Origin of the sequence: Pseudomonas sp. NPDC088322 (genome assembly GCF_044740745.1) — a bacterium.
Lineage (GTDB): Bacteria > Pseudomonadota > Gammaproteobacteria > Pseudomonadales > Pseudomonadaceae > Aquipseudomonas > Aquipseudomonas shirazensis.
Window position 1 is genome coordinate 324,407 of record NZ_JBIURK010000004.1, and the last position, 23,106, is coordinate 347,512.

The window sequence follows — 23,106 nt, forward strand, 5'->3', positions numbered from 1 at the left end:
TTGACTCACTTGCTGATTTTCAGGAGTTTATGACCATGACTACCGCTTTCTCCCTTGCACCACTGTTCCGCCATTCCGTTGGTTTCGACCGTTTCAACGACCTGTTCGAATCCGCGGCGCGTAATGAGGCCGGTAGCAGCTACCCGCCCTACAACGTGGAAAAACATGGCGATGATCACTATCGCATCGTGGTTGCAGCAGCAGGCTTCCAGGAATCAGACCTTGAACTGCAGGTTGAGAAGGGCGTACTGACGGTTACTGGCGGCAAACGCGACGCCAGCAACGACGCAGTGACCTACCTGCACCAGGGCATCGCTCAGCGTGCCTTCAAGTTGTCGTTCCGCCTGGCCGACCACATCGAAGTGAAATCCGCAGGCCTGGCCAACGGACTGCTCAGCGTCGAACTGCTGCGCGTCGTGCCGGAAGAAGCCAAAGCCAAGCGGATCCCGATCAGTGCTGACAAGCCAGCGTTGAACTGACGATTGGCTGGGGCCGCCTCGCGGCCCCATTCCTCTATCCCCCGCCTGATCAATAATCCGCCGGTGCCTCAAGCAACATTTGCCTGAACTCGCTTAGCGGCAACGGCCGACTATGCAAATACCCCTGATACAAATGGCAACCCAGCCGCTCGAGAAACGCCAACTGCTCGCTCAGCTCGACGCCCTCGGCAATGATCGTCAATTCAAGGCTGCGGGCCATGGCGACGATGGCGCGGACGATCTCGGCATCATTGGGATCTATCGGCGCATCGCGCACGAATGACTGGTCGATCTTCAAGGTATCCACCGGCAGCCGCTTGAGATAGGTCAGCGACGAGTAACCGGTGCCGAAGTCATCCATGGCAAAACTCACGCCGTAGCCTTTGAGTTCACGCATCTTGGCGATGGTGTCCTCCAGATTCTGGATCACGATGCCCTCGGTAATCTCCAGCTTGAGCATGTGCCGGGGCAGGCGATAGTCGTCCAGGCTGCGCAGCACTCTGCCGACAAAGTCGTTCTGGCGGAACTGCCGCGGGCTGATATTCACGCACAGGCTGAATTCGTCCGCCTTGATCAGGCCGTCGCTGAGCATGCCGGCACAGGCATCACAGGCCTCGTCGAGAATCCAGCTGCCCACCTCCAGAATCAGCCCGCTTTCTTCCAGCACCTGGATGAACTGCGAGGGCGGTTGCTGCCCCAGTTGCGGGTGATGCCAGCGCAGCAGTACTTCAGCGCCGACAATGCGATTGTCGCGGGCATCCACCTGCGGCTGAAAGTGCAGCGCCAGTTCGCCGCGGGCCAACGCCTGGCGCAGATCATTCTCCATGCGCAGGCGTTCACTGGCGGCCTTTTGCATGGTGGTGTGGTACAGCTGGGTGGTGTTGCGCCCAGAGTCCTTCGCCCGGTACAGGGCAATGTCGGCGCGCTTGAGCAAGTCGGCAGGCGTAGCCCCATGATCGGGGATCAAGGCAACGCCAATGCTGGGGGTGACTTGCAGGCGCTGGCCGTCCAGAGACATCGGCTCGGCGAGCAATTCGCGCAGGGTATCGGCCAGTTCGCGGACCTTGCCTTCAACCGCCTCGCGGCTGCCTTCCAGGCCGCTGAGCAAGACCACGAACTCGTCGCCGCCCAGGCGCGCCACGGTGTCTTCCAGGCGCACGCTGGCCTCGAGCCGGGCGGTGATGACCTTGAGCACGATGTCGCCGACCGGGTGACCGAGTGAGTCGTTGATGTGCTTGAAGTGATCGAGGTCGAGAAACAGCAGCGCGCCGCGCAGGTTGTGCCGCTTGAGCAGGGCGATCTGCTGGCTCAGGCGGTCCATCAGCAGGGCTCGGTTGGGCAGGTTGGTGAGCGGGTCGTGGTACGCCAGGTGGCGAATCTGCGCCTGGGCGTTTTTCAGCTGGCTGACGTCGCGCGCGGTCAGCAGCAGGCATTCGGTGGCATTCAGGGTAATCGGCTCGACCGACACTTCCACCGTCAGCAGCTCGCCGCGTTTGTTGCGTCCGAGCATCTCGCGGTGGTGCACCCGCCCGCGCAGTTTGATCTCGCTGAGCAAGGTCGCCCGTTGCGTGTCGTCGGCCCAGATGCCGAGCTCGTGCACGGTACGCCCGATCACTTCGTCAATGCTGTAGCCCGTCAGGCGGCAGAAGCCGTCGTTGACTTCCAGGTACAGGCCGCTGGCGCGCACGGTTATGGTGATGGCGTCGGGGCTGGAGTGAAACGCCTTGGCGAATTTCTCTTCACTGGCCTTGATTGCCGCTTCGGCGCGCTGCTGCTGAGTGATGTCACGCAGTGAGGTCACGCTGCAGGGCTGGTTATCGACCATGATCAGGCGGCTGGAAATGACACAGGTCATGGGCGCGCCACTACGATGGTTGACCACGACTGCGACGTTGCTCAGCGCCCGTTCGCGGATCACGTGTTCGATACGCTGGGCGCGCTCTGCGGTTTCTGCCCACAGGCCGATCTGCTCGGCGGTGCGGCCGAGCACCTGTTGCGCGCTCCAGCCAAAGGTCTGGCTGAAGGCCGGGTTGATCTCGATGAACTGGCCATTGTCCTGGCGGGTTACGCAGATTGGGTCGGGGCTGACCTGGAAGAGGCTGGCGAACTTTTCTTCAGAGGCGCTCAGGCGCTGCTCGCGCTCGACCTGGTCGGTGATGTCGAGCAGGGTGCCAGCCATGCGCAACGGATTGCCCTGCTCGTCACGGTAGAGGCGGGCGCGGCTTTCTATATAGCGCGCTGTGCCATTTTCCAGCTGCACCCGGTAGGTGATCTGGTAACTGCCCGCCGGGCCTTCGCGCAAGCTGCGATAAGACTGGCGCATGGCCTCACGCTCCTGTTCAGGCACACCTTCGAAAAACGCTTCGAAGGATTCATGAAACGGCACCGGCTCCAGCCCATGCAGCTGCGCGGCGCGCGCCGAGCCGTAGAGCATGCCGCTGGGGATATGCCAGTCCCAGGTGCCCAGCTGGGCAGAGTCCAGCGCCAGGTCGAGGCGTTCCTGGCTGTCCTTGAGGGCAAGCTCGGCGCGCTTGCGCTCGCTGGTATCGACAAAGGTAGTGAGTAGAAACGCTATGCCCTCCAGTTCGATGCTCTGGGTGCACAGGATGCCGTCGTGGACCTTGCCGCCGCTGCCGCGAAACTGCACTTCCATGGTGATCGGCCCGGTGCTGTAGCGGGTCGCCTCCAGTACCTGCTGGCGCTGTTCCGGATGCACCCACAGGCCCAGTTCGATACTGGTCTTGCCGACGATCTGCGCCCCGGGCCAGCCGAACATGTCTTCAAAATGCTGGTTGACCTCGAACAGCATGCCGTCTTTGCGCCGACTCAACAGAATGGCATTGGGGCTCATGTGAAACAGGCTGGCAAAGCGTTTTTCCGAGTTGATCAAGGCCGTTTCGCGGTCGCGCTGGCGGGTGATTTCGCGGATCACGCCGATCATCTGCCGGCGGCCATTACGGTCGTGGGTCAGGCTGCCGCTGACTTCCAGCCAGTGCAGGCTGCCGTCGGGCCAGCGAATCCGATGACGCATGGCCTGCTCGATGGGCTCGCCATTGACCACCGCCTGAAACGCCAGGCGGGTGCGCGCGCGGTCTTCCTCCGGGAGCAGTTCAAGGTAGTCGATATCACTGGGCAAAGGCTGCTGCGGATCGAAGCCGAACAGCGCCTGAGTGCCTCGCGACCAACTGATTCGGCCACTGTCGATATCCCACAGCCAAGCGCCCAATTGCGCGCCATTGAGCGCCGCCAGCAACTGCGGGGCGTTCTGCCAGGCCAACTCCGAGTCCTGCGGGTCGACAGCAGGAATACGCGGCAAGCGCGGAAAACGGTTAGCTGATTTGGGCATCGATACCAGACCTTTGGCGAGTGACCTGTCCCTGAGAGTGGTGTGCCGCCCCGACGAACCGTCAGGCGCTGCTGGCGTGACTGTCGAGCAGGGCCATGAATGCCTTGGCGGCATTCGAAAGGGTGCGCTCGGTGTGCAGAATGTAGCCTAGCTGCCGCGTCAGCTTTACGCCGGGCAAAGCGATAGGCGCAACCTGATCATCGAGCATGGTCCGCGGCAGCACGCTCCAGGCAAGGCCGATCGAGACCATCATCTTGATGGTTTCCAGGTAGTTGGTGCTCATCGCGATGTTGGGTGTCAGGCCCTGGCTTTCGAACAGGCGCTGGACAATGTGGTGGGTAAAGGTATTGCCGCCGGGAAACACTGCCGGATGGCGGGCGACGTCAGCCAGGCTCACTGTCTCGCTGCTGGCCAGCGGGTGCTCGGGGGCAGCCACCAGATCCAGCGGATCGTCCCAGACCGGCACCGCGCGCACCAGGTTGTGCGGTTCGGGGGCCAGGGTAATTACCGCGATTTCAGCCCGGCCGTGGAGTATTTCATCGTAGGCCGCTTCTGAATCGAGGAACTGAATATCCAGCGCAACCAGGGGGTACTGACGGGTGAAAGCCCGCAATAACGGTGGCAGGCGGTGCAGGCCGATGTGGTGGCTGGTCGCCAGGGTCAGCCTACCCGTGACTTCACCGGTCAGATTGCTCAGGGCGCGTCGTGTATCGTCGAGTACATTGAGTATCTGGTAGGCACGCGGGAGCAGGGCGCGGCCGGCCTCGGTCAGGGTCACTTCGCGGCCCAGCCGATCGAACAGGCGAACATCAAGTTGCTGCTCAAGGCCAGCGATGCGTTTGCTGATGGCGGGCTGGGTCAAATGCAGGCGTTCTCCTGCGCCAGAAAAACTGCCGGTCTCGGCGATGGCGATAAACGCACTGAGGTTGGCCAGGTCCACTGCTCGTATTCCTTTTGGTTATCCAAAGCATAAAAATTATCAATTTGAGTTATTCAATCTAAACCCATAGCATCGTCCGTACAAGCCAAGGGGTTATTGGCATAGAAAGACGCTGATGAGGAACAGTCTGATGGCCGGCAAAACGCTTTACGACAAGCTCTGGGATGCGCATGAGGTCAAGCGACGCGACGATGGTTCGTCGTTGATCTACATCGATCGCCACATCATTCACGAAGTGACGTCGCCCCAGGCATTCGAAGGCCTGCGTCTGGCCAAGCGGCAGCCGTGGCGGATCGACGCCAACATCGCTACGCCCGATCACAACGTGCCGACTACCCCTGAGCGCAAAGGCGGCATCGAGGCCATCGCTGACCAGGTGTCGCGTTTGCAAGTGCAGACCCTCGATGAAAACTGTGACGAATACGGCATCGTCGAATTCAAGATGAACGACATTCGCCAGGGCATCGTTCACGTCATCAGCCCAGAGCAGGGCGCCACCTTGCCGGGCATGACCGTGGTCTGTGGCGACTCGCACACCTCGACTCACGGCGCTTTCGGCGCACTGGCCCACGGCATCGGTACTTCCGAGGTCGAGCACGTGCTCGCCACCCAGTGCCTGGTCGCAAAAAAAATGAAGAACATGCTGGTCCGTGTCGAGGGCCAGCTGGGCGAAGGCGTGACCGCCAAGGACATCGTCCTTGCCGTGATCGGCAAGATCGGCACCGCCGGCGGTAACGGCCATGCCATGGAATTTGCTGGCAGCGCCATCCGCGACTTGTCGATGGAAGGCCGCATGACCATCTGCAACATGTCCATCGAGGCCGGCGCCCGAGTTGGCCTGGTCGCTGTCGACCAGACCACCATCGATTACGTCGAAGGCCGCCCCTACGCGCCGACTGTCAGCCAGTGGCCGCAAGCGGTTGCCGCCTGGCGAGGGCTGGTGTCCGACACCGATGCGGTATTCGATACCGTGGTCGAGCTCGACGCCGCACAGATCAAGCCACAGGTCAGCTGGGGCACCTCGCCGGAGATGGTCCTGGCCGTTGATCAGCGTGTACCGGATCCAGCTGCCGAGCCGGATCTGGTCAAACGTGGCTCGATCGAGCGCGCGCTCAAGTACATGGGCCTGAGTGCCAACCAGGCGATCACCGATATTCGTCTCGATCGGGTGTTCATCGGCTCGTGCACCAACTCGCGCATCGAAGACCTGCGCGCTGCCGCCGAAGTCGCCAAGGGCCGCAAGGTCGCCGCTACCGTCAAGCAGGCGATGGTGGTACCGGGCTCGGGCCTGGTCAAGGCTCAGGCCGAGAAGGAAGGGCTGGACAAGATCTTCATCGAAGCCGGCTTCGAATGGCGTGAACCGGGCTGCTCGATGTGCCTGGCGATGAACCCGGATCGGCTGGAAAGCGGCGAGCATTGCGCGTCGACCTCCAACCGTAACTTCGAAGGTCGGCAGGGCGCCGGTGGTCGTACCCACCTGGTCAGCCCGGCAATGGCCGCCGCTGCCGCGGTGACCGGCCACTTCATCGATGTCCGCGAGTTGATTCAAGGGAGCGCAGCATGAAAGCCTTTACCCAGCACACCGGCCTGGTTGCGCCATTGGATCGCGCCAACGTCGATACCGACCAGATCATCCCCAAGCAGTTTCTCAAGTCGATCAAGCGCACCGGCTTCGGCCCGAACCTGTTCGATGAATGGCGCTACCTGGACGTTGGCCAGCCATACCAGGACAACAGCAAGCGCCCATTGAACATGGACTTCGTGCTCAACCACGAACGTTACCAAGGTGCCAGCGTGTTGCTCGCCCGGGAAAACTTCGGTTGCGGCTCGAGCCGTGAGCACGCCCCGTGGGCCCTCGACGAATATGGCTTTCGCAGCGTCATCGCGCCAAGCTTTGCTGATATCTTCTTCAACAACAGCTTCAAGAACGGCTTGCTGCCGATCATCCTCAGCGACGAAGAAGTCGACGAGTTGTTCAAGCAGGTCGAAGCCATTCCAGGCTATCAGCTGACCGTCGACCTGCAGGCGCAGGCCGTTACCCGTCCTGACGGCAAGGTGCTGCACTTCGAGATCGACGCCTTCCGCAAGCATTGCCTGCTCAATGGCCTCGACGACATTGGCTTGACCTTGCAGGATAGCGAGTCGATTCAGGCGTTTGAAGCCAGGCACCGCGCCAGCCAGCCATGGCTGTTCCGCGAAGCCTGAAGCAGCGCGCAGGTCGGGCATTAATTTTTGTTCGGCGCGGCCATGGCGGCGGCGCCGTTTGAACGGATAGAGAAAAGCATGAGCAAGCAGATTCTGATTCTCCCAGGTGACGGTATCGGCCCGGAAATCATGGCCGAAGCGGTCAAGGTACTGGAGCTGGCCAACGACAAGTTCCAGCTCGGTTTCGCCCTGGAGCACGATCTGATCGGTGGCGCTGCCATCGACGCCCATGGCGTGCCATTGGCGGATGCCACCCTTGAGCGTGCGCGCAACGCTGATGCAGTGCTGTTGGGCGCGGTCGGCGGGCCGAAGTGGGACAAGATCGAGCGGGACATTCGTCCAGAGCGCGGCCTGCTGAAGATTCGTGCGCAACTGGGCCTGTTCGCCAACCTGCGTCCTGCGATTCTCTACCCGCAACTGGCCGACGCCTCTTCGCTGAAGCCGGAAATCGTTTCGGGCCTGGACATCCTCATCGTCCGTGAACTCACCGGCGGCATCTACTTCGGCGCCCCGCGTGGCCAGCGCGAGCTGGAAGGCGGCGAGCGTCAGGCCTACGACACCCTGCCATACAGCGAAAGCGAAGTGCGCCGGATTGCCCGGGTCGGCTTCGACATGGCCCGCGTGCGCGGCAAGAAGCTGTGCTCGGTCGACAAGGCCAACGTACTTGCGTCCAGCCAGCTGTGGCGTGAAGTGGTTGAAGAGGTTGCCAAGGATTACCCAGACGTCGAACTCAGCCACATGTACGTCGACAACGCCGCCATGCAGCTGGTGCGGGCACCCAAGCAGTTCGATGTAATGGTTACCGACAACATGTTCGGCGACATTCTTTCGGATGAAGCGTCCATGCTCACCGGTTCCATCGGCATGCTGCCTTCGGCCTCGCTGGATGCCAACAACAAAGGCATGTACGAGCCATGCCACGGCTCGGCGCCAGACATCGCCGGCCAGGGCGTAGCCAACCCGTTGGCGACCATCCTGTCGGTGTCGATGATGCTGCGTTACAGCTTCAATCAGCACGCTGCTGCCGAGGCAATCGAGCAGGCGGTCAGCCAGGTGCTCGATCAAGGCCTGCGCACGGGTGATATCTGGTCGACAGGCTGCAACAAGGTTGGCACCAAGGAAATGGGCGATGCAGTAGTCGCGGCGCTGCGGAATCTGTAATCTCTCTGGCCCGCTGCCAATATCTCTCGGTGGCGGCCCACTTTTTAGCAAAGGTGTAGTTGCGATGAAACGTGTAGGTCTGATCGGTTGGCGTGGAATGGTCGGTTCCGTGCTCATGCAGCGCATGCTGGAAGAGCAGGACTTCGACCTGATCGAGCCGGTGTTCTTCACCACCTCCAATGTCGGTGGCCAGGGTCCGAACGTGGGCAAGGATATTGCTCCGCTGAAGGACGCCTACAGCATTGAAGAGCTGAAGACCCTCGACGTCATTCTGACTTGCCAGGGCGGCGACTACACCAACGAGGTGTTCCCCAAGCTGCGCGAAGCCGGCTGGCAGGGTTACTGGATTGACGCTGCATCGTCGCTGCGTATGCAAGATGACGCGGTGATCGTCCTCGATCCGGTCAACCGCAAGGTGATCGACCAGCAGCTCGATGCCGGTACCAAGAACTACATCGGCGGCAACTGCACCGTCAGCCTGATGCTGATGGGCCTGGGTGGCCTGTTCGAAGCGGGTCTGGTCGAGTGGATGAGCGCCATGACCTACCAGGCCGCTTCCGGCGCTGGCGCGCAGAACATGCGCGAGCTGATCAAGCAGATGGGCGGCATCAACGCCGCCGTCAGCGAAGACCTGGCCAACCCGGCCAGCGCCATCCTCGACATCGACCGCAAGGTTGCCGAGGCCATGCGCAGCGAAGCCTTCCCTACCGAGAACTTCGGTGTGCCGCTGGCCGGTAGCCTGATCCCGTGGATCGACAAGGAGCTGCCCAACGGCCAGAGCCGTGAGGAATGGAAGGCCCAGGCCGAGACCAACAAGATCCTCGGCCGCTTCAAGAGCCCGATCCCGGTCGACGGCATCTGCGTGCGCATCGGTGCCATGCGTTGCCACAGCCAGGCGCTGACCATCAAGCTCAACAAGGATGTGCCGCTGGCCGATATCGAAGGCATGATCAGCCAGCACAACCCATGGGTGAAACTGGTGCCGAACCAGCGTGAAATCAGCATGCAGGAGCTGAGCCCGACCAACGTCACCGGTACCCTCAACGTGCCGGTTGGTCGTCTGCGCAAGCTGAACATGGGCAGCCAGTACCTGGGCGCGTTCACCGTCGGTGACCAGCTGCTGTGGGGTGCTGCCGAGCCGCTGCGCCGCATGCTGCGGATTCTGCTGGAGCGCTGATTGCGTTTGCACTGAAGAAAAACCCGCGCTGTTGCCCAGCGCGGGTTTTTTTATGGGCGGTAGATGGCGCGGCCAAGGTACCCCCAGGCTGAGAATCCAAGTAAAGTGCCGCTCCCGCCGTTTCAGCAGAGGACTCCCCATGAGCCAACCCCTAGATATCGCCGTGATCGGCGCCACCGGCAGTGTCGGTGAAACCCTCGTGCAGATCCTCGAAGAGCTCGAATTCCCGGTGGGCACCCTGCATCTGCTGGCCAGCATGGAATCGGCTGGCAGCAGTGTGATGTTCGCCGGCAAAAAGGTGCGCGTGCGTGAGGTCGATAGCTTCGACTTCAGCCTGGTCAAGCTGGCCTTCTTTGCTGCGGGCCCGGCGGTCAGCCGCAGCTTCGCCAGCAAGGCCCATGCCGCCGGTTGCAGCGTGATCGACCTGTCCGGCGAGCTTGAGCACGCCGTTGCCCTGGTACCAGAAGCCAATCCCGAGCAGGTGGCCGGCTTGAGCCTGCCCGCGCTGATCACCAGCCCAAGTGCCAGTGCCGTGGCCCTGGCGGTGGCGTTGGCGCCGCTCAAGGGCCTGCTCGATATCGAGCGGGTGCAGGTCATGGCCAGCCTGGCGGTGTCGGCCCAGGGCAAGGAAGCGGTGGGTGAGCTGGCCCGGCAGACCGCCGAGCTGCTCAATGCGCGGCCATTGGAGCCGCGCTTCTTCGATCGGCAGATCGCGTTCAACGTGTTGGCCCAGGTCGGCGCCGTTGATGCGCACGGCCACAGCGCGGTAGAGCGGCGCCTGGTCAATGAGCTGCGGGCGCTGCTGGATTTGCCAGCGCTGAAGATTTCTGTGAGCTGCGTTCAAGTCCCGGTGTTTTTCGGCGATAGCTTGAGTGTGGCCGTGCAAAGCCGGCGCCCGGTGGATCTGGGTGCGGTGAACCAGGCGCTGGAGGCGGCGGCGAGCATCGAATTGGTCGAAGCGGATGATTATCCGACACCGGTGGGTGACGCAGTCGGCCAAGACGTGGTCTATGTTGGTCGTGTACGGCACGGAATTGATGAGCCAGAGCAGCTCAACCTTTGGCTGACCACCGACAACCTGCGCAAGGGTGCGGCGCTCAACGCCGTGCAGGTCGGCCAATTGTTGCTTAAACACAGGCTGTAAAAGATACTGCTGAGCACTTTTGTCCTGCACCGCATGCAGGTTTCGGGACGATTCATACAAGGGAAGAGGTCATGCTTCGAATTCGCAAACTGGTTCTGGCCATGGCGGCAGCTTCGGCGCTGTCGTCTGGCATGGCCAATGCTCTGGGGTTGGGTGAGCTGACACTGAAGTCGGCGCAAAACCAACCGCTGGACGCTGAGATCGAACTGCTCGACGTTCGCGACCTCACCGCTGCCGAGGTGGCACCTAGCCTCGCTTCGCGCGAAGAGTTCGCCAAGGCCGGGGTGGCCTATCCGTCCTACGTCGAGGACCTGACCTTCACCACGGTGCTCAGCCCCAACGGCAAGAGCGTGTTGCGGGTTACTTCCAGTCGGCCGTTGCCGGAGCCGGTGGTCAAGTTCCTGGTGCAGGTAATGTGGCCGCAGGGGCGATTGCTGCGTGACTACAGCGTTCTCCTCGACCAGGCCCAGGCCCAAGGCGCGCAGCCTGCTGCAGCCAATATAAACCCGGCCGTGAGTGGTGCCGCCAACTACACCACCAAGCGCCGCGACACGCTTTGGCAGATTGCTGCGCGCAACAGCCAGGGTGGCTCGGTGCAGCAGACCATGCTGGCGATCCAGGCGCTCAACCCGGACGCGTTCATCGGCAACAACATCAACCAGCTCAAGGTCGGTCAGGTGCTGCGCCTGCCTGATCAGCAACAGATCCAGAGCATCCCGCAGGGTGAGGCCAATCGCGATGTGGCCGAGCAATATGCCGCCTGGCGTGAAGGGCGCAGGCTCGGGCCGCGCGCCCGCCAGCTCGATGCCACTCGCCGCGGTGCCGCTGAAGCCACGCCTGCGCAAATCGCTCAAGGCGACAACCTGCGCCTGGTGACCCCTGGCGGCAAGACCGCCAGGAACGATGCCAAGGCGGTCAGTGACAAGCTGGCCGTGGCCCAGGAAAGCCTGGACACCAGCCGTCGTGACAACGACGAACTGAAAAGCCGCATGACCGACCTGCAGAGCCAGCTGGACAAGCTGCAGCGTCTGATCCAGATGAAGAACGACCAGCTGGCCCGCCTTGAAGCCCAAGGCGCGGCCGAGCCAGACCCGGCCGCTGCAGCTGCGCTGCCTGGTGCAGAGACGCCTTCTCAGCCTGCTGTACCTGCTGTCGATGCGCAACTGGCCCCGGCCGAGCCGGTGGTTACACCTGCGCCAGCTGCCGTGGATACTGCGCCGCAAGTCGCTCCTGCAGACGAGGTCAAGCCGGAGCAGAGCGCTCTGGACCAGTTGCTCGGCAACCCGCTGTTGCTGGCGCTGATCGCCGGTTCCGCGCTGCTCGTGCTGCTGTTGCTCCTGCTCTTGCTGGCGCGTAAGCGCAAAGCCGACCAAGAGGCCGAAAAACACCTGCGCATGGCCCGTGCCTTGTCGGAGGAGGGCGAGCGCAACCCTGATCTGGATCTGCCACCTGGCAGCTTCGACGGTCTGGACATGTCGGCGCCGAGCGTGACCCTTGCACCAGCGGTAGTAGCAGCGTCGGCAGCAGCGGCGACAGCGGCCGAGAAACCGGCGGTGCCGGTTGCTCCGGTGGTGCCAGTGGTGGAGGCTGAGCCCGCAGCTCAAGCCGATACGACTGATCCACTGCTCGCGGAAGTCGACCTGAGCCTGGCTCGTGGTCGCCTGAATCACGCCGCCGACCTGCTCGAACCAGCGGTTGCTGCCGAGCCGGAACGCAGCGATCTGCGCCTCAAACTGATGGAAGTCTACGCGCGCCAGGGCGACCAAAACGCCTTTGTCGAGCAGGAACGCCAGTTGCCCGCCAACCCAGCCAATCAAGCCGAAGTCGAATCGCTGCGCGAGCGCTTCCCGGCCATGGTTGCACTGGCAGCTGCCGGCCTCGGTGCTGCGGCGCTGGCCGCTGAGCTGGACGAGCAGTACGTACAGGAGCTGCTGCAGGACGAACAGGACATCCCGGCCGCTGTCGAGCCGGAGCCGGTGCTTGACGATCTGTCTTTCGAGCCCGAGCCGGTAATCACCGAGCCCGCACCTGCAGCAGAGCCTGAGCCCGAGCCGGCCGCACTGGCCGATATCGAACCGGTTGCCGAAGACGATCTGGACACTGCCTTCGACCTCAGCCTGGACGATGACCTGTTGCTGGATGAGCCACTGCAGGCGCAGCCCCAGGACGACCTCACGGTAACGCTGGACGATAATCCGCAAACCGAGCTGAGCGAGCCGGTTGAACCTGTCGCTGCCGCTACCGACGCGGACGATGATTTCGAAGCGCTGCTGGCACAGGCACAAGCCCAGGCCCAGGCCGAGCCGCAGGCCGTTGATGACCTGGCTGACTTCGACCTTGACGTCGGCGACGTAGCAGTCGAGCCGCCGGCAGCAGAGCCACCGGTAGATGTCGCGGCGGAACTGGCCGCATTCGACGAAATCCCCGAGTTCGATCCGATCTCCGAGCTGGAGCTGCCAGACGACTTCGATCTGTCGCTGTCGCTGGACGACGACTCGCCGGCAGCGCAGAACTTCGCCTCCGAGCTGGACGACGTCAACGCCGAACTCGACAAGCTGTCGCAGAGCCTGGAAACCCCGCCGCTCGAGCCGCAGTTCACGGCCGCCGATGCCGAGCAGGAGCTGGAGCCGCTGGACGATTTGGACTTCGACTTCTTCTCCGGCGCCGATGAGGTCGCGACCAAGCTTGACCTGGCGCGTGCCTACATCGACATGGGTGACCATCAAGGCGCGCGGGACATCCTTGATGAAGTGGTCAAGGACGGCGACGACACCCAGCGCAGCGAAGCTGAGGACATGCTCTCGCGTCTGGTCTAGTCAGCCAGTTCAGCAGAACGGGGCAGGGCCGACATGGCGCCTGCCCGGCAACGGCAGCCCTATCGGCTGCCGTTGTCGTTATACTGGCGCCTTTTGTTCCATCCACAGGTTTCAGTTACTTGGACATCATCGACATCGACCGGGCCGAATCGGCGGCCGAAGGCTTCTCCCGGATTGCCCTGGGCGTGGAATACAAGGGCGCCCGCTACCGTGGCTGGCAGCGCCAGACCAGTGGCGTACCGAGTGTTCAGCAGGCGCTTGAGCAGGCCCTGTCGAAGGTGGCCAATGCACCCATTACCGTGTCTTGCGCCGGGCGCACCGATGCCGGTGTGCATGCCAGTGGTCAAGTTGTGCATTTCGATACCAATGCGTTGCGCGACGAGCGTGCCTGGACCATGGGTACCAATTTCAATCTGCCCCACGACATCAGCGTGACCTGGGCGACGGTCATGCCGGCGGATTTTCACGCCCGCTTCAAAGCCAACGCCCGGCGTTATCGCTACGTCATCTACAATGATCCGATCCGCCCGGCGCACCTGGCCGAGGAAGTCACCTGGAACCACCGCCCGCTCGACGTCGAGCGCATGGCCGAGGCCGCTCGATGCCTGCTCGGTACCCACGACTTCAGCGCCTTTCGCGCCAGCCAGTGTCAGGCCAAGTCGCCGGTCAAGGAGATGTACCACCTGCGCGTGACCCGGCACGGCCAGATGATCGTGCTCGACATCCGCGCCAGTGCCTTTCTGCACCACATGGTGCGTAACATCGCTGGTGTGTTGATGAGCATCGGCAGCGGTGAGCGGCCAGTGGCCTGGGCTCGTGAAGTGCTGGAAAGCCGCGACCGGCGCGAAGCCGGAGTTACCGCGCATCCGTATGGGCTGTACCTGGTCCAGGTCGAATATCCCGAGCCATTCGTGCTGCCTCAGCGTTACATCGGCCCACACTTTCTCAGCGGTTTCGATACCTTGGCGGACTGACGCGGCATCCAGCGTTTGCTACCATCCGCCCCCTATCGATTACCGAGGGTTCGCCGTCCATGAGCAACGTGCGCAGCAAAATCTGCGGGATTACCCGCATCGAGGATGCCCTGGCTGCCGCCGACGCAGGCGCCGATGCCATTGGTCTGGTGTTCTACGCCAAGAGCCCGCGTGCGGTCGACGTGCACCAGGCGCGTGCGATCATCGCCGCGCTGCCGCCGTTCGTGACCACGGTCGGCTTGTTCGTCAATGCCTCACGCTGCGAACTCAACGAGATCCTCGAGGCGGTGCCGTTGGACCTGCTACAGTTCCACGGCGACGAAACCCCGAGCGACTGTGTGGGCTTCAACCGGCCATATATCAAGGCCCTGAGGGTGCGCCCGGGGGATGATCTGGAGGCGGCTTGCCAGCACTACGCGGGTGCCAGCGGAATTCTGCTGGATACGTTCGTCGCCGGCGTGCCTGGTGGCACCGGCGAGGCGTTCGACTGGTCGTTGGTGCCGGCGCAGTTAAGCAAGCCGATCATCCTTGCCGGCGGCCTGAGCGCAGACAACGTCGCCCAGGCGATCGCCCAGGTGCAGCCGTATGCGGTGGATGTCAGCGGCGGCGTCGAGCAGGCCAAGGGCATCAAGGACGCGGCCAGGATCGAAGCGTTCATGCGCGCAGTGCACCAGGCATGAGTGCAGATGTGACGGCTGGCCGCGCGCCATCGTCCATAGCTTTCGCAGCCTGGTGCTGCCCGGCGCGCGCTGTGGCGCAGCCGAACAGATTGAACACGGCCCGGTCGTCCGGCCGGCACCGCACTACCGCGGGCCACGGAACCGAGCTGGTAGCGAATGATTTGAAAAAATTGAGCTCAAGGGCAGGGCTTGGCCGGCGTGACCGGTCCCCGTCCGTCAAATACTGGAGAGACGAAGCATGAGCAACTGGTTAGTCGACAAACTGATCCCTTCGATCATGCGTTCCGAGGTGAAGAAAAGCTCGGTGCCTGAAGGCCTTTGGCACAAGTGCCCGGCCTGCGAGAACGTGCTGTATCGCCCGGAGCTGGAAAAGACCCTCGACGTCTGCCCCAAGTGCAACCACCACATGCGTATCGGTGCCCGTGCGCGCATCGACATCTTCCTCGACGCCGAAGGCCGTGCCGAGCTGGGTGCCGATCTGGAACCGGTCGACCGCCTCAAGTTCCGCGATGGCAAGAAGTACAAGGACCGTCTGGTCGGCGCGCAGAAGCAGACCGGCGAGAAAGACGCCCTGATCTCCATGAGCGGCACCCTGATGGGCATGCCGGTCGTGGTCAGCGCCTTCGAATTCTCGTTCATGGGTGGCTCGATGGGTGCCGTGGTCGGTGAACGCTTCGTGCGTGCTGCCAACTATGCCCTGGAACATCGCTGCCCGATGATCTGCTTCTCCGCTTCCGGCGGTGCGCGCATGCAGGAAGCGCTGATCTCGCTGATGCAGATGGCCAAGACCTCGGCAGTGCTGGCGCGTCTGCGTGAAGAAGGCATCCCGTTCATTTCGGTGCTGACCGACCCGGTTTATGGCGGCGTTTCTGCTTCGCTGGCTATGCTCGGCGACGTGATCGTTGGCGAGCCCAAGGCGCTGATCGGCTTCGCCGGCCCGCGCGTAATCGAGCAGACCGTGCGCGAGAAGCTGCCGGAAGGCTTCCAGCGCAGCGAGTTCCTGCTGGAGCACGGTGCCATCGACCTGATCATCTCCCGTCCTGAACTGCGTCCACGTCTGGCCCGTCTGCTGGCGCAGATGACCGGTCAGCCAACGCCTGCCCAGGCCCTGGTGCAGGAAGTGGCGGCCGTCGCCTGATGAGTCAGCGCACCCTCGGCGAATGGCTCGCCTATCTCGAGCAGTTGCACCCTTCAGCCATCGACATGGGTCTGGAGCGTTCGCAGCAGGTGGCGCAGCGGCTCGGGCTGGGCAAGCTGGCGCCGCGGGTAGTGACGGTTACCGGCACCAACGGCAAGGGCTCGACCTGTGCCTTTGTCGCAGCGTTGCTCAAGGCCCAGGGTCTGCGCGTTGGCGTGTACAGCTCGCCGCACCTGCTGCGCTACAACGAGCGGGTGCGCATCGATGGCGTCGATGCCAGCGATGAGCGCCTGTGCGAGGCGTTTGTCGCCGTCGAGGCTGCACGCGGTGACACCTCCTTGACCTATTTCGAGATGGGCACCCTGGCGGCGTTCTGGCTGTTCGAGCGGTCGGCGCTGGATGCCGTGGTGCTTGAAGTCGGCCTCGGTGGGCGGCTGGATACCGTCAATCTTGTCGATGCCGATCTGGCGCTGGTCACCAGTATCGGCGTCGATCACGTCGAATACCTGGGCGACACGCGAGAGTCGGTGGCGTTCGAGAAGGCGGGCATCTTCCGTCCGGGCAAACCGGCCCTGTGTGGTGATCTCGAGCCGCCGCAGCCGTTGCTGGATAAAGCCCGCGAGCTGGACTGCCCGTTGTTCCTGCGCAGCCGCGATTTTGACCTGAGCCTGGCTGCCGATAGCTGGCACTGGCGGGGGCGGACCCTGGATGGCGCGGCGGTCGAGCTGCATGACCTGCCGTTGCTCGATCTGCCTATGGAAAACGCCGCGCTCGCGTTGCAGGCCTATCTGCTGATGGGGCTGGAGTGGGACGCGGCGCAGGTACGTCAGGCACTGCTGGATACGCGCATGACCGGTCGCCTCGACCGGCGTTCGCTGACTTGGCAGGGTACACCTGTCGAGGTCCTGCTGGATGTCGGCCACAACCCGCATGCGGCCGAGTACCTGGCACGACGGCTGGCTGCCAGGCCACCACTGGGCAAACGCCTGGCGGTGTTCGGCCTGCTCGCCGACAAGGACCTCGACGGCGTGCTCGCGCCGCTGCAGGGGCTGTTCGACAGCTGGGCCGTGGCACCGCTCGACACCCCGCGCAGTCGCCCGGCTGGCGAGCTTGCGCAGGCCTTGACGAACCTTGGTCAGTCGGTGAAGTCTTACCCCAGCGTCGAGGCCGCTTTGCAGGGCCAGTGCGCACACGCGACCGGCGATGATCAGATCGTGCTGTTCGGTTCGTTTTTCTGTGTTGCCCAGGCCTTGCAATGGCTTGCGCAGCAGGCTCCTGAGGGCGGAGTAAATGGCAGTGCTGGATAAGGGAATGAAACAGCGCATGGTCGGTGCGTTGGTGCTGGTTGCACTGGCGGTGATCTTCTTGCCGATGCTGTTCACCCGCGAAGACGAGATGCGCCAGGTCCGGGTCGATGCGCCCGAGGCCCCGGCTATGCCGAGCTTGCCGCAGGTGCAGGTCGAGACGATCCAGGTGCCCGAGCAGCAGCCGATTGTCGAGCAGCCACCGGTGGTGGTCGATGAGTCGACCGCGCCACCGTCCACGCCGAGCCAGCCGATCAGTGCTGCACCGTCGCCAGCGCCGGTAACTGCGCCAGCGCCTGCGCCGAAGGTCGAGAACCGTGCGCCGGTCACCGCGCCAGCCACCGCCAGCGCCGCCGTCACCAAGCCTGCCGCCGCGTCCAAGATCGATAGCAATGGTCTGCCGGTCAGTTGGTCGATCCAGTTGGCCAGTCTGTCCAACCGGGCCGGTGCCGACAACTTGCAAAAGACCCTGCGCAGCCAGGGTTACAACGCCTACATTCGCTCCGCCGATGGCATGAACCGGGTCTACGTCGGGCCGTTGATCGAGCGCGCCGAGGCCGAGCGCCTGCGTGATGTGATCAACCGCCAGCAGAAGCTCAAGGGCTTTGTCACCCGCTTCCAGCCCGAGCGCAACTGAGTCCGGAATGTCGCTTTGCCAGCGTCGCCAGCGCTGGTGAAGCAACACCCTGACATTCCGCTTACTCCCAGCCCGTTGCTCTGGTAAAATGCGCCGCCTCAAACGTATGCAGGCGGCACCGTGGCATTTACCTGGGTTGATTGGGCGATCATCGCTGTTATCGCCGTCTCCACATTGATCAGTTTGACACGCGGCTTCGTCAAGGAAGCCCTGTCGCTGGTCATCTGGATTACCGCGGGTGCGGTTGCCTGGATGTTCGGCGGCTCGTTGGCGCAGTACCTGGAAAGCTACATCCAGACGCCTTCGGCACGGGTCATCGCCGGCTGTACCATTCTTTTTGTCGCCACGCTGATTGTCGGGGCGATGCTCAATTTCCTGATAGGCGAGCTGATCCGCGTGACCGGGCTGTCCGGCACCGATCGCTTTCTGGGCATGGCCTTCGGCGCCGCCCGTGGAGCCCTTTTGGTTGTCGTGGCAGTCGGTCTGCTCAGCCTTGGCCCTGTACAACAGGACCCATGGTGGCAAGAGTCGCGCCTGATACCTCAATTTCTATTGGTCGCTGACTGGTCGAAAAACCTTATCCTGGGTTTCACCAGCCAGTGGATGTCCAGTGGGATCAGCGCACCTGCTGATCTTCCGTTCAAGGAACAGTTGCTGGGGCCATCGCGGCCTTGAGCGCTATTCACTCAAGTTTCATCAAAGTAGGGGTTGCGTCGCATGTGTGGCATCACCGGTATTGTCGGTAAGTCGAACGTCAATCAGGCGCTGTATGATGCGCTTACGGTCCTCCAGCACCGCGGCCAGGATGCTGCCGGTATCGTCACCAGCCATGACGGCCGGTTATTCCTGCGCAAGGACAATGGCCTGGTGCGCGACGTATTCCAGCAGCGGCACATGCAGCGCCTGGTCGGCCACATGGGCATTGGCCACGTGCGCTACCCGACTGCGGGCAGCTCGACCTCGGCCGAGGCCCAGCCGTTCTACGTCAACTCGCCGTACGGCATCACCTTGGCCCACAACGGCAACTTGACCAATGTCGAGCAGTTGGCCAAGGAGATCTACGAGTCCGATCTGCGCCACGTCAACACCAATTCCGATTCGGAAGTGCTGCTCAACGTGTTCGCCCACGAGCTGGCCGTGCGCGGCAAGCTGCAGCCTACCGAAGAAGACGTCTTCGCGGCGGTCTCCCACGTGCACAGCCGCTGTGTTGGTGGTTACGCGGTAGTAGCGATGATCACCGGCTACGGCATCGTCGGCTTCCGTGACCCCAACGGCATTCGCCCGGTGGTGTTCGGCCAGCGTCACACCGACGAGGGCGTGGAGTACATGATCGCCTCCGAAAGCGTCGCTCTCGACGTGCTCGGCTTCACCCTGATCCGTGACCTGGCACCGGGCGAAGCGGTGTACATCACCGAGGAAGGCCAGCTGCATACCAAGCAGTGCGCGCATAACCCAATGCTCAAGCCGTGCATCTTCGAGCACGTCTACCTGGCGCGTCCTGACTCGATCATGGATGGCGTCTCGGTGTACAAGGCGCGGCTGCGCATGGGCGAGAAACTCGCCGACAAGATCATGCGCGAGCGTCCTGAGCATGACATCGACGTGGTTATCCCGATTCCGGACACCAGCCGTACCGCGGCGCTGGAGCTGGCCAATCGTCTGGGCGTGAAGTTCCGCGAAGGCTTCGTCAAGAACCGCTACATCGGCCGTACCTTCATCATGCCCGGCCAGGCCGCGCGCAAGAAGTCGGTGCGCCAGAAGCTCAACGCCATCGAGCTGGAATTCCGCGGCAAGAACGTGATGCTCGTCGACGACTCGATCGTGCGCGGTACCACCTGCAAGCAGATCATCCAGATGGCCCGCGAGGCCGGCGCGAAAAACGTCTACTTCTGTTCCGCTGCCCCGGCAGTGCGTTACCCCAACGTCTACGGCATCGACATGCCGAGTGTCCACGAACTGATCGCCCACAACCGTACCACCGATCAGGTGGCCGAGTTGATCGGCGCCGACTGGCTGATCTATCAGGACTTGCCAGACCTGATCGATTCGGTCGGTGGCGGCAAGATCAAGATCGAGCATTTCGACTGCGCAGTGTTCGACGGTGAATACGTCACCGGCGACATCGACGACGCCTACCTGGACCGTATCGAGCAAAATCGCAACGATGCGGCGAAGGTCAAGACTCAGGCTGTCAGCGCGATCATCGACCTCTACAACAACTGATTGGGAGTGACGGCATGACGGATCAATGGGATGCCGGGCGACTGGACAGCGACCTTGAGGGTGTCGCTTTCGACACCCTGGCGGTGCGCGCCGGTCAATACCGCACGCCGGAGGCTGAGCACAGCGACGCGCTGTTCTTCACCTCCAGCTACGTGTTCCGCACGGCTGCCGATGCAGCTGCGCGGTTTGCCGGTGAAACACCGGGCAACGTCTATTCGCGCTATACCAACCCGACCGTGCGCGCCTTTGAAGAGCGTCTGGCGGCCCTGGAAGGCGCCGAACAGGCAGTCGGCACCTCTACTGGCATGTCGGCGATCCTGTCGACGGTGATGGCGCTGTGCAGCGCCGGTGATCATGTGCTGGTCTCGCAAAGCGTGTTCGGCTCGACCATCAGCCTGTTCGAGAAGTACTTCAAACGCTTTGGCGTCGAGGTGGACTACGTGCCACTGGCCGAGCTCAGCGGTTGGGAGCAGGGCATCAAGGCCAACACCAAGCTGCTGTTCGTCGAGTCGCCGTCCAATCCGCTGGCCGAGCTTGTCGATATTGCCGCGCTGGCCGAGATCGCCCATGCCCGCGGCGCGCTGCTGGTGGTCGACAACTGCTTCAGCACCCCAGCGCTGCAGCAACCGCTGAAGCTGGGTGCCGACATCGTCGTGCATTCGGCAACCAAGTTCATCGATGGCCAAGGCCGTTGCATGGGCGGTGCGGTGGCCGGGCGTAGTGAGCAGATGAAGGAAGTAGTGGGCTTTCTGCGTACCGCAGGGCCTACCCTCAGCCCGTTCAACGCCTGGATCTTCCTCAAAGGCCTGGAGACGCTCAAGCTGCGTATGCGCGCCCATTGCGAGAGTGCCAAGGCGCTGGCGCAGTGGCTTGAGCAGCAGGATGGGGTAGAGAAAGTCCACTACGCTGGCCTCGCCAGCCACCCGCAGCACGAACTGGCCAAACGGCAGATGAGTGACTTCGGTGCGGTGGTGAGCTTTGAGGTCAGAGGCGGCAAAGACGGCGCCTGGCGCTTCATCGATGCCACCCGTTTGCTCTCGATCACGGCCAACCTGGGTGACAGCAAGACCACCATCACCCACCCGGCGACCACTTCCCACGGCCGTCTGTCGCCGCAGGAGCGTGAGGCGGCGGGTATCCGTGACAGCCTGATCCGCATTGCGGTTGGCCTGGAAGACGTTGCTGACCTGCAAGCCGACCTGGCGCGTGGGCTGGCAGCGCTGTGATCGACTGGAAGGGCGGCGAGCCCGATCATAACGGTCGGGTCGCCCTGGTTACCGGTGCCGCCCGCGGCATCGGCCTGGGCATTGCCGCCTGGCTGATCTGTGAGGGCTGGCAAGTGGTCCTCAGCGACCTTGACCGCCCGCGCGGTGCCAAGGTGGCCAAGGCCCTGGGCGACAATGCCTGGTTCATCACCATGGACGTTGCCGATGAAGCCCAGGTCAGTGCCGGGGTGTCCGAGGTGCTTGGCCAATTTGGTCGCCTCGATGCGCTGGTGTGCAACGCCGCCATCGCCAACCCGCACAACCATACCCTCGAGAGTTTGAGCCTGAGCCAGTGGAACCGGGTGCTGGCGGTCAATCTGAATGGCCCGATGCTGCTGGCCAAGCACTGTGCGCCGTATCTACGTGCCCATGGCGGCGCCATCGTCAACTTGACCTCGACCCGTGCACGCCAATCCGAGCCTGATACCGAGGCTTATGCGGCGAGCAAGGGCGGGCTGCTGGCGCTGACCCACGCCCTGGCCATGAGCCTGGGCCCGGAGATTCGCGTCAATGCGGTGAGCCCGGGCTGGATCGACGCACGTGACCCGTCCCAGCGCAGGGCTGAGCCGTTGACCGATGCCGACCACGCCCAGCATCCGACCGGCAGGGTAGGGACAGTGGAAGACGTCGCGGCGCTGGTGGCGTGGTTACTGTCGCGTCAGGCCGGGTTCGTTACCGGCCAGGAATTTGTAGTGGACGGCGGCATGAGCCGGAAGATGATCTATACCTGATCCGTTTTGCCCTTTTTGAAAAAAAATTCAATGGGGGTATTGACTTAGCATCGGTACCTGCGTAAATTTCGCGGCCTCAGCGAAGTAAACGTAACAAGCAAGACTAGGTAGAACTAGGCAACACTTGAAGCGAATATGGGTGATTAGCTCAGCCGGGAGAGCATCTGCCTTACAAGCAGAGGGTCGGCGGTTCGATCCCGTCATCACCCACCACTTTCTGAGATGTTCCTGACTGGTCAGCTTCGCAAGAAGCAAATCGGTAGAGAGGAACCGGACGCAAGTCCACTATGCGCAGCGGTAGTTCAGTCGGTTAGAATACCGGCCTGTCACGCCGGGGGTCGCGGGTTCGAGTCCCGTCCGCTGCGCCACTTTTCTCCAGATGGGTGCTTGTCACCGGTCTGAGGTTCAAAGGCCAAGCCTTTGTGCCAGACCCAGTTTCAATCGGGCGCAAGCCTGAACGATACGCAGCGGTAGTTCAGTCGGTTAGAATACCGGCCTGTCACGCCGGGGGTCGCGGGTTCGAGTCCCGTCCGCTGCGCCATCTTCGCCTCGAGGCCCTTTGAACGCCTCGAAGCAACACAAAAGAAGCGATCACGTTATCGCTTTTTTTGTGCCTGAACCGCCAGCACAGGTTGCTGTAGGTCAGATCCCAGTTTCAAACAGGCGCAAGCCTGAATGATACGCAGCGGTAGTTCAGTCGGTTAGAATACCGGCCTGTCACGCCGGGGGTCGCGGGTTCGAGTCCCGTCCGCTGCGCCATCTTCGCTTCGAGGCCCCTTGAACGCCTTGAAGCACACAGAGAAAGCGACCTTCGGGTCGCTTTTTTTGTTTCCAGCAGTTATCCCTCTTCATCGACGGTATCCACTCAGCGATAGAAGTGTGACGC

18 protein-coding genes and 4 tRNA genes are annotated in these 23,106 nt (G+C 62.6%); 20 read left to right on the forward strand and 2 right to left on the reverse strand.

What is annotated here, in order from left to right; translation table 11 throughout:
* The first annotated feature begins 35 nt into the window (after positions 1-35).
* Entirely contained in the window at positions 36-479 is a 444-nt protein-coding gene (locus tag ACIOAU_RS12295) for an Hsp20 family protein (RefSeq protein WP_101321435.1), read from the forward strand.
* A 49-nt stretch (positions 480-528) separates the two neighbouring features.
* Here the strand turns inward: ACIOAU_RS12295 and ACIOAU_RS12300 are convergent, their stop codons facing one another.
* Both ACIOAU_RS12300 and ACIOAU_RS12305 read right to left on the reverse strand, forming a co-directional pair.
* Positions 529-3,825, reverse strand: a complete 3,297-nt coding sequence (locus ACIOAU_RS12300) for a PAS domain S-box protein (RefSeq protein WP_401182228.1) — start codon at positions 3,823-3,825, stop codon at positions 529-531.
* Between the two features lie 61 nt (positions 3,826-3,886).
* Entirely contained in the window at positions 3,887-4,765 is an 879-nt protein-coding gene (locus ACIOAU_RS12305) for a LysR family transcriptional regulator (RefSeq protein WP_312389963.1), read from the reverse strand.
* Between the two features lie 130 nt (positions 4,766-4,895).
* On the opposite strand from ACIOAU_RS12305, the gene leuC reads away from it, so the two are divergent.
* From leuC to ACIOAU_RS12400, 19 genes are all read left to right on the forward strand, one after another.
* Positions 4,896-6,329 carry a 3-isopropylmalate dehydratase large subunit gene (gene leuC / locus ACIOAU_RS12310; RefSeq protein ID WP_101321429.1) on the forward strand — a complete coding sequence of 478 codons (1,434 nt, stop codon included), beginning with the start codon at positions 4,896-4,898 and terminating at the stop codon, positions 6,327-6,329.
* Positions 6,326-6,970 (forward strand): 3-isopropylmalate dehydratase small subunit, encoded by a 645-nt coding sequence (gene leuD / locus ACIOAU_RS12315; protein ID WP_101321427.1) that lies wholly within the window; start codon positions 6,326-6,328, stop codon positions 6,968-6,970. Before leuC ends, leuD begins: the two co-directional genes overlap by 4 nt.
* 78 nt (positions 6,971-7,048) lie before the next feature.
* A complete protein-coding gene (gene leuB, locus ACIOAU_RS12320) occupies positions 7,049-8,131 on the forward strand; it encodes a 3-isopropylmalate dehydrogenase (protein WP_150572950.1) in 1,083 nt (360 codons plus the stop codon).
* 64 nt (positions 8,132-8,195) lie between these two features.
* The gene (gene asd, locus ACIOAU_RS12325) at positions 8,196-9,308 is read left to right on the forward strand and encodes an aspartate-semialdehyde dehydrogenase (RefSeq protein WP_101321423.1); all 1,113 of its coding nucleotides are present in this window, start codon (positions 8,196-8,198) and stop codon (positions 9,306-9,308) included.
* Positions 9,309-9,447: 139 nt separating this feature from the next.
* The gene (locus ACIOAU_RS12330) at positions 9,448-10,452 is read left to right on the forward strand and encodes an aspartate-semialdehyde dehydrogenase (RefSeq protein ID WP_401182232.1); all 1,005 of its coding nucleotides are present in this window, start codon (positions 9,448-9,450) and stop codon (positions 10,450-10,452) included.
* Positions 10,453-10,523: 71 nt separating this feature from the next.
* Positions 10,524-13,268: a FimV/HubP family polar landmark protein gene (locus ACIOAU_RS12335; RefSeq protein WP_401182234.1), complete on the forward strand. Its 2,745-nt coding sequence runs from the start codon at positions 10,524-10,526 to the stop codon at positions 13,266-13,268.
* A 119-nt stretch (positions 13,269-13,387) separates the two neighbouring features.
* Complete coding sequence (gene truA, locus ACIOAU_RS12340; RefSeq protein WP_101321417.1) at positions 13,388-14,242, forward strand: tRNA pseudouridine(38-40) synthase TruA; 855 nt, start codon at positions 13,388-13,390, stop codon at positions 14,240-14,242.
* 59 nt (positions 14,243-14,301) lie between these two features.
* Positions 14,302-14,922, forward strand: a complete 621-nt coding sequence (locus ACIOAU_RS12345) for a phosphoribosylanthranilate isomerase (protein ID WP_401182239.1) — start codon at positions 14,302-14,304, stop codon at positions 14,920-14,922.
* 238 nt (positions 14,923-15,160) lie between these two features.
* Positions 15,161-16,060 carry an acetyl-CoA carboxylase, carboxyltransferase subunit beta gene (gene accD, locus ACIOAU_RS12350; protein WP_101321413.1) on the forward strand — a complete coding sequence of 300 codons (900 nt, stop codon included), beginning with the start codon at positions 15,161-15,163 and terminating at the stop codon, positions 16,058-16,060.
* A complete protein-coding gene (gene folC / locus ACIOAU_RS12355) occupies positions 16,060-17,367 on the forward strand; it encodes a bifunctional tetrahydrofolate synthase/dihydrofolate synthase (RefSeq protein WP_150570207.1) in 1,308 nt (435 codons plus the stop codon). Before accD ends, folC begins: the two co-directional genes overlap by 1 nt.
* Positions 17,351-18,001, forward strand: coding sequence for an SPOR domain-containing protein (locus ACIOAU_RS12360; protein ID WP_188036472.1), 651 nt, complete (start codon positions 17,351-17,353; stop codon positions 17,999-18,001). Before folC ends, ACIOAU_RS12360 begins: the two co-directional genes overlap by 17 nt.
* A 120-nt stretch (positions 18,002-18,121) precedes the next feature.
* Positions 18,122-18,676 (forward strand): CvpA family protein, encoded by a 555-nt coding sequence (locus ACIOAU_RS12365; protein ID WP_101321407.1) that lies wholly within the window; start codon positions 18,122-18,124, stop codon positions 18,674-18,676.
* Positions 18,677-18,718: 42 nt separating this feature from the next.
* Positions 18,719-20,224, forward strand: a complete 1,506-nt coding sequence (gene purF / locus ACIOAU_RS12370; protein ID WP_101321405.1) for an amidophosphoribosyltransferase — start codon at positions 18,719-18,721, stop codon at positions 20,222-20,224.
* 14 nt (positions 20,225-20,238) lie between these two features.
* A complete protein-coding gene (locus tag ACIOAU_RS12375) occupies positions 20,239-21,450 on the forward strand; it encodes an O-succinylhomoserine sulfhydrylase (protein WP_401182245.1) in 1,212 nt (403 codons plus the stop codon).
* A complete protein-coding gene (locus tag ACIOAU_RS12380; RefSeq protein WP_101321401.1) occupies positions 21,447-22,220 on the forward strand; it encodes an SDR family oxidoreductase in 774 nt (257 codons plus the stop codon). Before ACIOAU_RS12375 ends, ACIOAU_RS12380 begins: the two co-directional genes overlap by 4 nt.
* 137 nt (positions 22,221-22,357) lie before the next feature.
* Positions 22,358-22,433, forward strand: a tRNA-Val gene (locus ACIOAU_RS12385).
* A 78-nt stretch (positions 22,434-22,511) separates the two neighbouring features.
* Positions 22,512-22,588, forward strand: a tRNA-Asp gene (locus ACIOAU_RS12390).
* A gap of 96 nt (positions 22,589-22,684) precedes the next feature.
* A tRNA-Asp gene (locus tag ACIOAU_RS12395) sits at positions 22,685-22,761 on the forward strand.
* A gap of 141 nt (positions 22,762-22,902) precedes the next feature.
* Positions 22,903-22,979: transfer RNA gene (locus ACIOAU_RS12400), tRNA-Asp, on the forward strand.
* The last annotated feature ends 127 nt before the right edge of the window (positions 22,980-23,106 follow it).